This is a genomic window from Aquimarina callyspongiae (genome assembly GCF_034322225.1).
Classification (GTDB): Bacteria; Bacteroidota; Bacteroidia; order Flavobacteriales; family Flavobacteriaceae; genus Aquimarina.
On the sequence record NZ_JAXLPA010000001.1, the window covers coordinates 1,010,430 to 1,025,322 of the forward strand.

A 14,893-nucleotide genomic window follows, 5' to 3' on the forward strand; every position below is an offset into this window, starting at 1 on the left:
TTTGATCAAATATATCAATTAGAGGTTATAGCTTGTGCCGCAATAAAAGCTCCTGTCCAGGCATTCTGAAAATTAAATCCTCCTGTAATAGCATCTATATTAAGGACCTCACCGGCAAAATATAAGTTTTTATGCTTTTTACTTTCAAAAGTCTTAAAATTTATTTCCTTGAGATCAATACCTCCTGCAGTAACAAACTCTTCTTTAAACGTACTTTTGCCATTAACCTTAAAAACACATTGTGTTAACTGCTCTGATAGTTTTTTAAGCTGAATTTTATTACTATCCGCCCATCGTGTAGTATGCTGTATTCCTGAAACCAACACTAAAGCTTGCCAAAGTCTTTTAGGTAAATCAAACTGTGCATACTTAGCTATTTGTTGTTTAGAATTACTTTCTTTCAGTTCCTTCAGTTCTTCTAATATTTCTTGTTGCGTATAATTATGAAGCCAGTTTACAATAATTTCAAAATGATAATCGAACTTATTCAATTCTATGGCACCCCAAGCAGAAAGTTTTAGGATTGCAGGACCACTAAGTCCCCAATGCGTTATTAACACAGGGCCTTCACTTTTTAATTTAGAGTTCTTGACTTTAACTGAGGCTTGGGTAGAAATTCCAGGCAGGTCTTTAATTCTAGAATCCTGTATATTAAAAGTAAATAAAGAAGGAACAGCAGCAATTGCGGTATGATCAATCTTTTGTAAAATTTTCCATATTTTAGGATTACTTCCAGTAGCTATCATTAATTTAGTACTTATAAAATCCCCTTGATTGGTATTTATTTTCCAGAGTTGATCTTCAAAATAGAAATCCTTAACCACATGACTTTTAAGAATTTCTATTCGTAATCTATTTACTTCTGTCAAAAAGCAATCAATAATAGTTTGAGACGAATCAGAAACAGGAAATATTCTTCCATCATCTTCAATCTTTAATTCCACTCCTCGTTGATCAAACCACTCCATAGTATCACCAGTCATAAAGGTGTGAAATGGTCCTTTTAATTCTTTTTCTCCTCTTGGATAGTTTTTACTTAATTCATTAGGAATAAACTCAGCATGAGTTACATTGCATCTCCCGCCTCCTGAAACTTTTACTTTAGACAGAACATCTTTACCCCTTTCCAGAATTGCTATTTTTAGTGTTGGATTTTTTTCAGCCACATTGATTGCAGTAAAAAAACCTGCAGCTCCTCCTCCCACTATGATTAGATCATATTGCATCAGGCAAAATTAGGAAAATCAGTAATAATTGCATCTACTTTACAATCTTTTGATTTTTCTATAGCCGTTTCTTCATTAACTGTCCAGACAAATATTTTGTATTCTTTGGTTTTTGCCAATTCTACCTCATTCTTAGAAAGATGAGAAACAGGAGGATGTATTGAAAATGCATTTATTTCTTCTGCAATAGAAATTGCACTAGGAATGCTTTCTTCTATTAAAACACCTAATCTAAATTTTTGGGTAACCGCCTTTATTTGAAATAATTGAGAGTGATCAAAACTTGATAAAATAAAATGATCATAATCCCAATTTGTATTTTTAATATGTCTTTCTAAAAGTTCAATAGTAGGTAAAGCTGTTCCTATCCCTTTTAATTCAATATTCAAAATACATTTTGCATCAACCAATTCTAGTACTTGATCTAATGAAGGGATTTTAAATCCTGCAAAAGTTCTAAACCTTTTTAATTCTGACCAAGTATAGTCTGCAACTTTTCCTTTACCATTAGTTGTTCTCTCGATGGTTTCATCATGAATAACAACTAACTCTCCTGACTTACAACGATGAACATCTATCTCAATTCCGTCCACATTGTACTTTAGCGCTTCAGCAATAGACTCTAATGTATTTTCTTCTATTAATCCTGCTGCACCCCGATGTCCAAATATCTTCATGTGTTAATACTTTTATATCAGAAACTTCTAAGAGTAATACCTTTTATTATTTAAAAGCCGGGATTCCCGTAACATCCATTCCTGTAATCAAAAGGTGAATATCGTGTGTCCCTTCATAAGTAATAACACTCTCAAGGTTCATCATATGCCTCATGATACTGTACTCTCCAGTAATACCCATTCCTCCTAGCATTTGACGTGCTTCACGAGCAATTTTTATGGCCATATCTACATTATTACGTTTTGCCATAGAGATCTGAGCCGATGTTGCTTTGCCTTGCTCACGTAAAACTCCTAATCGCCAAGCCAGTAGTTGAGCTTTAGTAATTTCTGTAATCATTTCGGCAAGCTTTTTTTGCTGAAGTTGGGTTCCTGCAATAGGCTTATCAAACTGGATTCTTTCTTTAGAATATCTTAACGCGGTATCATAACAATCCATAGCAGCACCTATAGCACCCCAGGCAATACCAAATCTTGCAGAATCCAGGCATCCAAGTGGTGCACCTAACCCACTTTTACCTGGTAATAAATTTTCTTTGGGAACTTTTACATTATCAAAAATAAGCTCTCCAGTTGCTGATGCTCTAAGTGACCATTTATTATGAGTTTCGGGAGTAGAAAAACCTTCCATTCCACGCTCTACAACTAACCCGTGAATTCTACCTTCTTCATTTTTAGCCCACACCACGGCAATATCAGCAAAAGGTGCATTAGATATCCATAGTTTTGCTCCATTCAACAAATAATGATCTCCGTTATCTTTAAAATTAGTTGTCATTCCAGCAGGGTTAGAACCGTGATCCGGTTCTGTTAACCCAAAACACCCCATAAATTCTCCTGATGCCAACTTAGGAAGGTATTTTTTACGTTGTTCTTCTGTTCCATATTTCCAGATAGGATACATAACTAATGAAGATTGTACAGAAGCTGTAGATCGTACACCAGAATCTCCTCGTTCTATCTCTTGCATAATAAGACCATAACTTATTTGATCTAATCCTGCTCCACCATATTCTTCTGGGATATATGGACCAAATGCCCCAATCTCTGCCAAACCATTGATAATTTGCTTTGGAAACTCTGCACGTTGTGCATACTCTTCAATTATTGGAGATACTTCTCTTTTAACCCAACTACGAGCTGCATCGCGCACTAATTTATGTTCATCATTAAGTAGTTCGTCGACTTGGTAATAATCAGGTGCCTGGAATAAATCTGGTTTCATGTACTTATATCTTTAATATTTTAAAACATCTTCAAAATCATGAAGGATAAACTGCAAACAAATGTAATTAATGAAAAAAGAGCAAGCAATTTTTTTTGACTTCTTAAAGAGTATCCTAAAAATTTAAAAATAATTTAATGGTTTTTAAGGTTTTAAAAAGCAAATTGACTTTTCTATTCAACTGCCCAAAATCATAAAAAGTCGTGTACAAATTCCGCAGTTTAGCATTTTTTTCTACACCCATCTGAGTTTACGAAAGGAATATTATTTTATTTAAAACAATTTAAGTTGTTAACTATCAGATAGTTACATAAGTGGCAAAAATATTGAATTCACTTGGCATAATTCTTCTAGTATCTAAATCGTAACAAAATTTAAAACCTTAAAAGAAATGAAAAGATTATTTGTATTGCCACTATTGGCTTTAGGATTATTAGCAGGAACTCAAAATAGCAACGCTCAAGATGTATCTTCTAACGATCAAACTGAAATAACTATACAGGAAAAATATATCGACCTAGCCGTAGAAAACCTACCTCAACCTGTATTAGATGCAGTTGCTCGCGATTTTAAAGGGTCTACCATTAGCAAAGCTGCTGCAAAAGAAGATGCTTCAGAGTTTAAGTTAGAATTGACCAAAGAAGACGGAGAAACTATTGAAGTTAAATGTGACGCAGAAGGAAACTGGATCACTAAGTAGTAAATTCTAAAAAAACTAAGAGTATTAATTTATGCTTTCAATAAATTAATCTTCGTAGAGTGATTGAATTTTTGGAAAAGGAGGATTAATTATAATTCTCCTTTTTTGTATTTGAATACTTCATTACATCTTTAAGTAAAAATCCTTAGTCAGATCAATATACTCATCTGTATAATTGTGTCTGCCATCCTCTATAACAAGTTCATCTTGATTAAAATTCCTTTGATGAAAACCAAAAAGAAGCATACTTCTTTTAATTTGTGAATTAGGTGCTCCTTTTATTCTTGTGATTTTTTGAGGAAACAGATCTACTTGTTCTGCAATATCAATGATTCGATTTTCTTCTTTATAAGGTAAAATCATTGCTAATTTTCCTTGATCAGATAACAATCTTGATGCTCCTACTAGCAAATGCTCAAAAGGCAACGACTCCTCAAACCTTGCGAGGTCTCGCTTAACATCCGATGTTTTATAATTCTCTGAAAAAAAAGGTGGATTACTAATCAAAAGATCATATTGATCATCTATCTCTGATACAAATTCCTGAAAAGAAGCATGGTAACAAAACAGTCTATCTCCCCATTGCGAAGCTTCAAAATTCTCTACTGCTTGTTCATAAGCATCTGCATCTATTTCTAGCGCATCAATTACATTTGCATCACAACGTTGTGCCATCATAAGTGCGATAACACCAGTACCTGTACCAATATCCAGAACAGAATCTACATCGGTATCTATAGGAGTCCACGCACCTAGTAAAACCCCATCGGTACCTATCTTCATAGCACATCTATCCTGCTGAACAACAAATTGTTTAAAATTAAAAGGTTTCATCAAAAAAGGAGTTGACAAGTTTTAAACTTCCATTAAAACTTAAGCATAGAATAACTTAGTATTTTATTTATAGATAAAGATCTATCAATCCTTCAGGAGTTTTTACCTGGATTGTTTTAGAAGTTTTATCAATATCAATGATAAACTCATCATTCATAGGAATTAATATCTCAATACCTTCACGATCAATTTCAAATAATGCCTGCGCGGTAGAATCATTTATAGATTTAATGACCCCTACTTTTCCAAAAGCAGCATCTATTACAGTAAATCCGATAATTTCGTGATAGTAAAATTTGTCTCCTTCAAGTTTTGGCAGCAATGTTAACGGAAGATATAACTCTGCTTTCATAAGATCATCCGCATCTTCTTCTGTATCTACATCTTCGAATCTAATTCGAAGCAAGTCACTTTTATGAAGTGCACACTTTTCAATAAAAAATGGAACCAGATTGTTATTATAATTAACAAACACCGATTCCATTTTTTCATAACTTTCGGGATCATCGGTATCTAATTTTACAAGTACCTCACCCTTAAAACTAAATTTACTTACGATTTTACCGAGATAGAAGCAATCTTCTTTCTTCATCGTCAATAAAGCAACTATTCTTCTTCGTTGCCAGTTTTTTCTTCTGTTACTTCTTCTGTAGCTGCCTCAGGAGTTTCTTCTACAGCTTCAGCTTGTGCAGCTTCAGCTTCTCTCTTGGCATTTACTTCTTTTTCAGCTTCAAGAATTTTAGCTTTTGCATCAGCATCAGCTTTTGCCAATGCATCTTTCTTAGCATTTACTTCTCCTTCTTTTTCTGATACCCAAGCTTGAAATTTTTCTTCAGCTTGTTCTTCGGTTAACGCTCCTTTTTTAACTCCACCAGCAAGGTGATTTTTAAGCATTACTCCTTTATAAGAAAGAATTGCTCTAGCAGTATCAGTAGGTTGCGCACCATTTTGTAACCACTTTACAGCATCATCAACGTTTAAGTCGATACTTGCAGGGTTTACATTAGGATTATAAGTACCTAATTTCTCTAGGTATTTACCATCTCTTTTTGATCTAGCATCTGCTGCTACAATCCAGTAAAAAGGTTTCCCTTTTTTACCGTGTCTCTGTAATCTAATTTTAACAGGCATAAAAATTAATTTTTGGGTACTCGACCCGGATTATAATTAAGGGCGCAAATGTAATCAATTTTAACAAGATTACATCAAAAATCTATTAAGTTTATTTTCAATTATTTAGAAGAGATTCTTATTCAACATAGTTAAACCCATTACAGATTACCTAAACATAACTTTCTGTTAACTTACAAAAACAGTTAAAAACAATCATTTTTGTGTATTTCATCGATTATTATACTTATTTATCGATAAAATTTTGCTTTTTTTCTGACAAAAAATTGTTTTAACCAGATTTTAATTATATGTTTGCATAGTAAACACGACCTTATATTTAGTTATAAGTGATTACCACAAAGCCCCAAGCTTATGATCAGAAAAACTACCCTACTATTGGCAATAATTTGCCTTGTTTTTAATTCCTGCTCAACAGATATAGAAGTAAACACTCCAGCTTTTCAGGCTACCAAAAACGGAGAACTTTTTAGAGCTTCTATTAGAAAAGCAGTTATTCATGATGATGGTTCACTGGTTATCACCGGAAGCTTAGGCCCAGAGCATATGAGTTTCACAACCACATCTACAGACCTAGGAAAGTACCGAATTGGTATGGAAACTCCGAACAAAGCAAGTTTTCAAACAGATAATGGAAAATTCTTTATAGAGGATCAAGAAAGTGAAGGAGAAATAGAAATTACCGAAATCCTCAATAATGAGGTTTCAGGAAACTTTTATTTTAAAAACTTAAAAGACACCAACGGAAATAGTGTTGATTTTCTTAATGGATGGTTTTATAAAATTCCTTTAGAGAATTTTGTGGATGAAACCAGTCAAGTAATTAATCCTTGTCTTCTAGACGCTTCTCTTACAGCAAATATTGACGGTTCAGAAATGATTACTGATAATCATACAGCTTCAATATTTGGAGTGGACGATGTTTCTGTGCTTATTAAAGCCAGCAATGATACAGAAGAGATCACTATAGTATTTCCAAACAATGTAACTCCTGGAGATTATTCACTATCCGGATCAGGTGATTACAGCGCAACATACAGCCTTAATGATGACAAGTCTTCAGCATTATCAGGACAATTGACCATCACATACCATGATACAGAAATCAAGTGCATAAGCGGAAGTTTCGAGTTCACTACTCGTAGTGGTGTTACGGTATCTGAAGGATCATTTGACTTTGGTTATTAATAAGGACCAAACTCAACTATAGGGCGAGAGGCGTTCATTAAATTAATGAACGCTTTTCATTTTTATATAATCGCACCTTCTTATCATTTCTTTTTTAAATCTGGAAAAAAGATATTATTCTTTTAATACGTTTATCACCTTAAATCTTTCTGTTTTATCAGTATTTCAATATGTTAGCTAGCTAACACTCTCTCCCTTTTACACCTTGTTCTCCCCTGTTAAAATCTTATTAAAAACGTTAACAATTCAATAAAATTAATTGTTATATCAATAAAATTTCATTGCTCATTTTTCGAGCTAAACCCCTTTAAAACAGCATACTTTTTGCTTATTGATATATTTTTTTGCATAAATTTTATCTATTTTGATTTTTTTCCTTCTGTAAGTCGCAAATATTGTTGTCGTCTCAATTTATATCAAATAAAACATCCGTTTTTAATTAACAAAAAACAATTGGCCAACTGTTTTCTTTTAAGATATAAACATTTAAAACACAAAAAATGAAAAATTTAAAAACAATATTTTTAGGCTTAATTGCTGTCTCATTTTTGGCAGCTTGTAATGACGATGACGATTCTATCGTAATAGATCAACCTGATACTCCCACAGAAGCTAGTTTACTACTAGAGAGCATTAGACAAGACGGAGGAATTCCTTATGATGCAAACAACCCAGCTTTAAGCTTTACTGCAGAACAAAATGTATTCTTACCTAGTATCCTAGGTATTGACTACCGAACAGACAGATCTGTAGTTCCGGCAGGTCCAACAGCAAGGTTCCCTATGTTTCGCGGTTGGGAAACAACATCCAGCGGACCTAGAGAATGTTATTATGTAATCACAGAATCATCGGATAGAGAAATGGCAAGAGAATTAGGAATTATTTTTGCTCCCAGAATGGCAGAAGCTATAGGTTCTGGAGGAGAACAAAATGCTACCTGGACAGATGATGGCAGGCTTGTTTTTGAAGGTTCTGTAGATTTTTCACCTAAAAGATCTTTGGTCGCAGGAGGAGCAGATGGATTATTATTCGGTTTCCCTCCAGCACAAGTTAATCCTGGTGCTGTAGCAAACGCTCAATGGTCTTCTTATGTAGTTTTACCCAGCGGCATCGTAATTAATGCTCAAATGGTAGCCAACAGTACAGGAATCCACGATAGAATTCCTCATCCTGACGGAAATAGTCAAGCACAAGAAGATGATTTAAACAACCCAAATCTTGCTGCAGATCAAGCATCTGTTGTTATGCAACTACTAGACGGGTGGCATGATGGAAGACCTTACTATTTTCATATTGTAACTGACACTTCTGATCCAGGTCCTGCTACTATTGAATTAGGTGTTTTTGCGCCTAGACTGGCAGAGCTACCAACCTTTGGGTTATTTCCGGGAGGCTCTATGCTACCTTTCAGTCCAACAGCTAATGGTCGAACTACTGACACAGATGGTTTTGGTGTACAAGGTTTAAATTCTGCATCCTTAAGTGATCGTCAAGTTCAAGATCCTACAAACACATTTCCGATTGATCCTAGTGACGAAAGATATGCTCCTATGTGGGATGCTCATATTACAGAATTCACAGTTCCTGAAGCAGATAGACCTATCCTAAGAAGTTTTGGTCAAATAAACGAACTTTTGGCAGATGGCACCCTTATTCCTTTTAGAGGTAATGCAAATTCTAGCCCACTGGCAAATTCATTATCTGATATGCTAACAGCTACCGGAGCAATCATTAATTGTCCTGTAATTACACAACCTACCGCTAGTGTAATCGGTACTCAAATAGGATCACCACGTAACAATTAATAAGAAAAGATTATCATCTTATTTTTGAGTTTTCAAAAAGCTTAGTTGCAGATAATGCTTCTAAGCTTTTTATATTTCATTAATAATTATTACAACCATTTCTCGGTGCTTCAGAATTATAAATAAAACAAACATTCAAACAAATCATTTTGAACAAAAACTCTGAATAACACCGAGATAATGATTGTTTCTTAATTTAGTTCGAGTTCCATCTTAATATTACATCGCTCATAAGGACTTGGATTACCTTTTACCCTTTTAAAACCTAATTTGTAATATAAATTAATTGCTGGTGTTAATACAGTATTACTCTCCAAATAGAGCATACTTCCACCTAATTCTTTTGCTTTATTAATCACTTCTTTCCCCAACAACCATCCTATACCTTTCCCTTTTGCATTTGGAGACACTCCCATTTTTGCCAATTCAAAATCATATTTTGGATCATTCATTTTTATTAATGCGCAAGTTCCTATCACTTCATTTTCATATAACGCCATGCAGATATACCCTCCTTTATCTAATATATACTCTTCAGGGTGATCCAAAGCTTTTAGGTCTTCTTCTTCCATTTTAAAATAGGTAGTAATCCACTCTTCATTCAATGATTTAAAAGCCTTTTGATATTTAGGTTCATAAGAAACAATTTTAACCTTTTCAGACTCTCGGATTTTTCTTTGTTCCAAAACTCTTGTTCTCATTGATTTTTGATCTAGTAAAAACTCAAATTCATTCAATGCTTTCCATATATCATGTTGCGTTTGACTTAAAGCATCCTCAACGGCATTTCTTACATCTGTATATTGATCCTTAACCTCAAATGTCATCTCCACTCCTTTTTCTGTGAGCATAATGTTATTTTTTCGTCCGTCGCTTTTATCCTTTTGTTCTTTAACAATACCATTTTTAGACATTTCCCGAACGATCTTACTGACTGAAGGGTGAGAGTGTCCTATCTCTTCAGCAATAGCTGTAATAGACATTTCTTTATTCTGCGACAAAGTGTAAAAAACAGGGAACCATTTTGGCTTTAATCCTACCCCATAGAAGTCATAAACTTCTTTTGCATCCTCCATCAACCGCTCTCCCAAAATCCTTAATCTACTTCCAATTGCCATCGTTCCAGCTTTTTCAAAAAAACTCATATCTATAAATATTTACGTAATCAGTTACGTAAATGTATTGCTTTAAAATTTTTTATCAAAATATTCCCCTTAAAAAATTACCTCAATACATCATCTCTTTATTTTTTAGTTAATAATTAGGAATAACTTTTCAGGACGCAATAGGATCATTTTAATTATTTTTGACAATCTCTTCTTATATGAAGAACAACTCTAGGGAAATTGATTTTTTATGTACTTAATTTTTGATACCGAAACCACCGGATTACCAAAACGATGGGATGCACCTATTAGTGATAGTGAAAACTGGCCAAGATGTATACAAATAGCCTGGCAGCTGCACGATGCTATGGGAAACTGCATAGAACATGAGGATTATCTTGTAAAACCGGATGGGTTCAACATTCCTTATGACGCAGAAAAAATCCATGGTATCTCTACAGAATTAGCAGAGCAAGAAGGTATCAGTCTTCAAGAAGTATTAGAGAAGTTCAATATTGCACTCTCTAAAACTAAATTTGTTGTCGGTCAAAATGTAGGTTTTGATGTTAATATCATGGGAGCTGAGTTTTATCGACTTGGTGTCGAAAACGATCTGCAGGAACTTCCGGTTCTTGATACTTGTACAGAGACTACTGCAGAACTTTGTCAAATCCCTGGAGGACGTGGAGGAAGATATAAGCTTCCTACACTTACAGAATTACATCAGAAATTATTTGGAAATGGTTTTAATGAAGCACATAATGCTACGGCCGATGTAGAAGCTACAACTCGTTGTTTTCTGGAATTAATTCGTAAGCAAGTATACACTACAGAGCAACTTGATGCACAACCTGATTATTTTCAAAATTTTACTGAAGCAAATCCGGATACTATCCAACTTATAGGTTTAAAACACATTAACCTAAAAAAAGCTTCTCAAAAAATTCTTGAAGAACTCACAAAAGGAAGTGGTTCTGATCTTTCTCAACAAGAATTAGATCAAAACATAGCAGCTCTTGATGAAGTTAATTTTGCACATCTACACAATCATACTCAATTCTCAGTTTTACAATCTACGACAAGCATTCCTGATTTGGTATCAGCTGCGGCTCAAAATAAAATGAGCGCCGTAGCAATGACAGATCACGCTAATATGATGGGCGCTTTTCACTTTGTACAAGGTGTAGCATCACATAACAAAGCAGTAAAAGCATCTAATGCCGAAGCCATAGAAAATGGCCAAGAGCCAGAAGGTGTAGAAATGAAAGCGATTGTAGGTTGTGAGTTTTTTGTTTGCGAAGATCACAAAGATAAATCCAGAAAAGATAACGGATATCAAATTGTAATGTTGGCCAAAAACAAAAATGGCTATCATAACCTTGCAAAAATGTCCTCTACCGCCTTTGTAGATGGGTTTTATTATCTACCTAGAATCGACAAAGAAATTGTTAAACAGTATAAAGAAGATATCATTGTTCTTACTGGAAATCTTTATGGAGAAGTCCCTAGTAAGGTTTTAAATATTGGTGAAAAACAAGCAGAAGAGGCATTACTTTGGTGGCATCAGGAATTTGGAGATGATCTATATATTGAGATCATGCGTCATAACCAGGAAGATGAAAATCGCGTAAATCAAGTTTTAATTAATTTTTCAAAAAAACACAACATTAAACTTGTCGCTACCAATAACACCTACTATTGTGACAAGGAAGATGCTAACGCTCACGATATTTTATTATGTGTAAAAGACGGAGAAAAACAAGCTACACCTATAGGTCGTGGTCGAGGATACAGATACGGATTACCTAATCAAGAATATTATTTTAAATCTTCTGAGGCAATGAAGGATCTTTTCAAAGATCTTCCTAGCGCTATTATCAATATCCAGGAAGTTATAGATAAAATAGAACCTTTTGAACTTGCCCGAGATGTACTGTTACCTGCTTTTGACATCCCACCTAAATTTCAATTTGAGGAAGATAAAACAGATGGTGGAAAAAGAGGGGAAAATGCATATTTAAGACATATTACTTATGAAGGTGCCAAAATAAGATATGACGAGATTACTCCTGAGATAGACGAACGATTAGACTTTGAATTAAAGGTAATCGAAAAAACAGGATATCCAGGATATTTCCTAATTGTAGAAGATTTTATACGTGCTGCACGAGAAATGGGAGTATCCGTTGGTCCAGGTCGTGGATCAGCAGCAGGTTCTGCAGTAGCCTACTGTTTATGGATTACTAATCTTGATCCTATCAAATACGATCTACTTTTTGAGAGATTCTTAAATCCAGATCGTGTAAGTATGCCCGATATCGATATTGATTTTGATGATGAAGGTAGAGGCCGGGTAATGGATTATGTAATCGAAAAATATGGTGCTAATCAGGTGGCTCAGATTATCACATACGGTACTATGGCTGCAAAATCATCTATTAGAGACACTGCTCGTGTACTAGATCTACCATTAGGAGATGCCGATCGTATTGCCAAGTTGATTCCGAATATGTCAAAACTCGGAAAAATCTTTGGTGTTGATGAAGCCATTTTGAAGAAAAAATTCAGAAGTGATGAACTTGAAAAAGTAAACGAACTTCTCAATATAGCCGAAGGAAGTGATCTTGAGGCCGAAACATTGAATCAAGCCAGGATACTTGAAGGTTCTGTTAGAAACACAGGAATTCACGCCTGTGGAGTAATTATCACACCAGATGATATTACCAAATTCGTTCCGGTTGCTCTTGCAAAGGATTCAGACATGTACTGTACTCAATTTGACAACTCTGTTGTAGAAAGTGCCGGTCTGTTAAAAATGGATTTCTTAGGATTAAAAACCTTAACCTTAATTAAGGATACAGTTAAAATCGTAAAAGCTAAACACGGCGTTGAATTAGATCCTGAGAATTTTCCTTTAGATGATGAAGAGACGTATGCATTATTCCAACGAGGAGAAACAGTAGGGATATTTCAATATGAATCTCCCGGGATGCAAAAATATATGAAGGAGTTAAAGCCTACCGTTTTTGCAGATCTTATTGCCATGAATGCTTTATATCGTCCTGGACCTCTAGAATACATCCCTAGTTTCATTAATAGAAAACATGGTACAGAAGAAATCATCTATGATCTTGAAGCTTGTGAAGAATACCTAAAAGAGACTTATGGTATCACTGTTTATCAAGAGCAAGTGATGCTACTGTCTCAAAAGCTTGCAGATTTTACTAAAGGTGAAGCCGACGTCCTTCGTAAAGCGATGGGTAAAAAACAGAAAGCTGTACTAGACAAGATGAAACCTAAATTTATCTCACAAGCCTCGGCAAAAGGACATGCCGAAGATAAGTTGGAAAAAATTTGGAAAGACTGGGAAGCATTTGCTGCTTACGCATTTAACAAATCACACTCTACCTGTTACGCCTGGATTGCTTATCAAACAGCCTATCTAAAAGCACATTATCCTGCAGAATACATGGCTGCGGTGCTCTCTAATAACATGAATGACATTAAACAAGTTACATTCTTTATGGAAGAATGTAAACGAATGAAATTAGAAGTACTTGGTCCAGATGTCAACGAATCTTATCGTAAATTCTCTGTAAACAAAGATGGGGCAGTACGATTTGGAATGGGAGCGATTAAAGGTGTAGGTACCGGTGCGGTAGCTACTATTGTAGAAAACAGAAAAAAAGAAGACGGTCCCTACAAATCTATTTTTGACCTGGCCAAAAGAATTGATTTAAGAGCTGCCAACAAAAAAGCCTTTGAGAGTTTAGCACTCGCAGGTGGTTTTGATTCTTTTGGAGAAACACATCGTGGACAATATTTTCACAAAGATGGAGATGATATGACTTTTCTTGAAAAAGCCATGAAATATGGCTCTAAATACCAAGAAAACGAAAATTCATCCCAGGTAAGTTTATTTGGAGAATCCAGCGATGTTCAAATACCAGAACCCGTAGTTCCTCCTTGTGAAGAATGGGGAACCATGGAAAAACTAGCCAGAGAAAAAGAAGTAGTAGGCATCTATCTTTCTGGACATCCATTAGATGATTTCAAATACGAAATGAAATACTTCTGCAATGGTACTTTATTAAATTTTGCAGATTTAGAAAATAACCTCAATCGCGAAATATCATTTGGCGGTGTAATTACCGGTGTAGAGCATCGTACATCAAAAAACGGAAAAGGCTGGGCTACTTTTACAATAGAAGACTATAATACTGCCCATGAATTCAGGATTTTTGGAGAAGACTACCTCAAACATCGTCCATTTCTTGTTCAAAGTACATTTGTATATGCAAAAGCTTTTATAAAAGAAGGTTGGGTAAATCGGGATACAGGCAAAAAAGGAGATCCTAGAATACAGTTCAATAGTTTCCAATTACTACACGATGTAATGGAAACTTATGCCAGAAAATTGACTATTCAATTAGACATCAACGACCTTTCTGATCATAGAATTGACGGTTTAAAAGAATTATTAACTGAACATTCGGGGAATCATACTCTAAATTTTGTGATCTATGAAATGGCAGAGCAATTAAAATTGCATATGCCTAGCAGAAAACAAAAAGTAAACATTTCTCAGGAATTACTCATAGCTCTTGAAAATGATTCGGTGTACTATAAGTTAAATTAAAGGTAATCAGCATAAACTCATTTTGGCATTTGATTATAAATAGCAAACTTGATTTCTAACCAATTATCTTGAATATATTTAATTAATCAAGAAAAACCTATAGACCTACCACAGTTTAGGCAACCCAATTTGTATCTTAATACAACCTACTGAAATCTTGTGCTAGTTAAATCCACCTCATAAATCACACCTTTTTATTTGATGTTTTTAAAACAAAACCTATTGCTATTCTTTTGAACAAATTCTGATTTGAATTTGTTCAAAATCAAGGTACAGCAAGGATCAAATAAGTAACATAAAAACCAAGTCATATCATTATTAATTTTGGAGGAAATCCACAAGCTCTATTTTAGATAAAAACT

The 14,893-nt window shown here is 34.5% G+C and carries 11 protein-coding genes; 4 read left to right on the plus strand and 7 right to left on the minus strand.

Annotated elements, in window-relative coordinates; genetic code table 11:
- Positions 1-14: 14 nt before the first annotated feature.
- The 3 genes from U0D62_RS04255 to U0D62_RS04265 are packed head-to-tail and all read right to left on the minus strand — an operon-like array spanning position 15 to position 3,128.
- A complete protein-coding gene (locus U0D62_RS04255; protein ID WP_322194080.1) occupies positions 15-1,226 on the minus strand; it encodes a BaiN/RdsA family NAD(P)/FAD-dependent oxidoreductase in 1,212 nt (403 codons plus the stop codon).
- On the minus strand, positions 1,226-1,903 hold the full coding sequence (locus U0D62_RS04260) for a glycerophosphodiester phosphodiesterase (RefSeq protein WP_322194081.1): 678 nt from the start codon (positions 1,901-1,903) through the stop codon (positions 1,226-1,228). The genes U0D62_RS04255 and U0D62_RS04260 overlap by 1 nt, the downstream gene beginning before the upstream one ends.
- A gap of 46 nt (positions 1,904-1,949) precedes the next feature.
- Positions 1,950-3,128, minus strand: a complete 1,179-nt coding sequence (locus U0D62_RS04265; protein ID WP_322194082.1) for an acyl-CoA dehydrogenase family protein — start codon at positions 3,126-3,128, stop codon at positions 1,950-1,952.
- A gap of 391 nt (positions 3,129-3,519) precedes the next feature.
- On the opposite strand from U0D62_RS04265, the gene U0D62_RS04270 reads away from it, so the two are divergent.
- A complete protein-coding gene (locus tag U0D62_RS04270; protein ID WP_322194083.1) occupies positions 3,520-3,828 on the plus strand; it encodes a hypothetical protein in 309 nt (102 codons plus the stop codon).
- A 123-nt stretch (positions 3,829-3,951) separates the two neighbouring features.
- Here U0D62_RS04270 and U0D62_RS04275 read toward each other — a convergent pair whose 3' ends face one another.
- The 3 genes from U0D62_RS04275 to U0D62_RS04285 all read right to left on the minus strand — a co-directional run bounded on the left by U0D62_RS04275 (position 3,952) and on the right by U0D62_RS04285 (position 5,793).
- On the minus strand, positions 3,952-4,662 hold the full coding sequence (locus U0D62_RS04275) for a tRNA1(Val) (adenine(37)-N6)-methyltransferase (RefSeq protein WP_322194084.1): 711 nt from the start codon (positions 4,660-4,662) through the stop codon (positions 3,952-3,954).
- Between the two features lie 67 nt (positions 4,663-4,729).
- Entirely contained in the window at positions 4,730-5,254 is a 525-nt protein-coding gene (gene rimM, locus U0D62_RS04280; protein WP_322194085.1) for a ribosome maturation factor RimM, read from the minus strand.
- A gap of 14 nt (positions 5,255-5,268) precedes the next feature.
- Positions 5,269-5,793, minus strand: coding sequence for a 30S ribosomal protein S16 (locus U0D62_RS04285; protein WP_322194087.1), 525 nt, complete (start codon positions 5,791-5,793; stop codon positions 5,269-5,271).
- Between the two features lie 354 nt (positions 5,794-6,147).
- On the opposite strand from U0D62_RS04285, the gene U0D62_RS04290 reads away from it, so the two are divergent.
- Positions 6,148-6,981 carry a DUF6252 domain-containing protein gene (locus U0D62_RS04290; protein ID WP_322194088.1) on the plus strand — a complete coding sequence of 278 codons (834 nt, stop codon included), beginning with the start codon at positions 6,148-6,150 and terminating at the stop codon, positions 6,979-6,981.
- A 500-nt stretch (positions 6,982-7,481) separates the two neighbouring features.
- Positions 7,482-8,786: a hypothetical protein gene (locus U0D62_RS04295; RefSeq protein WP_322194089.1), complete on the plus strand. Its 1,305-nt coding sequence runs from the start codon at positions 7,482-7,484 to the stop codon at positions 8,784-8,786.
- Between the two features lie 191 nt (positions 8,787-8,977).
- Here the strand turns inward: U0D62_RS04295 and U0D62_RS04300 are convergent, their stop codons facing one another.
- Positions 8,978-9,931: a bifunctional helix-turn-helix transcriptional regulator/GNAT family N-acetyltransferase gene (locus U0D62_RS04300; protein WP_322194090.1), complete on the minus strand. Its 954-nt coding sequence runs from the start codon at positions 9,929-9,931 to the stop codon at positions 8,978-8,980.
- A gap of 211 nt (positions 9,932-10,142) precedes the next feature.
- Here U0D62_RS04300 and dnaE point away from each other — a divergent pair, with 211 nt between their 5' ends.
- A complete protein-coding gene (gene dnaE / locus U0D62_RS04305; protein ID WP_322194091.1) occupies positions 10,143-14,531 on the plus strand; it encodes a DNA polymerase III subunit alpha in 4,389 nt (1,462 codons plus the stop codon).
- The last annotated feature ends 362 nt before the right edge of the window (positions 14,532-14,893 follow it).

What these genes read in the sequence shown, in the direction of transcription:
- U0D62_RS04285 (WP_322194087.1), bottom strand. Translation starts at nt 5,793, where the DNA reads ATGCCTGTTAAAATTAGATTACAGAGACACGGTAAAAAAGGGAAACCT.
- U0D62_RS04260 (WP_322194081.1), bottom strand. Translation starts at nt 1,903, where the DNA reads ATGAAGATATTTGGACATCGGGGTGCAGCAGGATTAATAGAAGAAAAT.
- U0D62_RS04275 (WP_322194084.1), bottom strand. Translation starts at nt 4,662, where the DNA reads ATGAAACCTTTTAATTTTAAACAATTTGTTGTTCAGCAGGATAGATGT.
- U0D62_RS04265 (WP_322194082.1), bottom strand. Translation starts at nt 3,128, where the DNA reads ATGAAACCAGATTTATTCCAGGCACCTGATTATTACCAAGTCGACGAA.
- dnaE (WP_322194091.1), top strand. Translation starts at nt 10,143, where the DNA reads ATGTACTTAATTTTTGATACCGAAACCACCGGATTACCAAAACGATGG.
- U0D62_RS04300 (WP_322194090.1), bottom strand. Translation starts at nt 9,931, where the DNA reads ATGAGTTTTTTTGAAAAAGCTGGAACGATGGCAATTGGAAGTAGATTA.
- rimM (WP_322194085.1), bottom strand. Translation starts at nt 5,254, where the DNA reads ATGAAGAAAGAAGATTGCTTCTATCTCGGTAAAATCGTAAGTAAATTT.
- U0D62_RS04290 (WP_322194088.1), top strand. Translation starts at nt 6,148, where the DNA reads ATGATCAGAAAAACTACCCTACTATTGGCAATAATTTGCCTTGTTTTT.
- U0D62_RS04295 (WP_322194089.1), top strand. Translation starts at nt 7,482, where the DNA reads ATGAAAAATTTAAAAACAATATTTTTAGGCTTAATTGCTGTCTCATTT.
- U0D62_RS04270 (WP_322194083.1), top strand. Translation starts at nt 3,520, where the DNA reads ATGAAAAGATTATTTGTATTGCCACTATTGGCTTTAGGATTATTAGCA.
- U0D62_RS04255 (WP_322194080.1), bottom strand. Translation starts at nt 1,226, where the DNA reads ATGCAATATGATCTAATCATAGTGGGAGGAGGAGCTGCAGGTTTTTTT.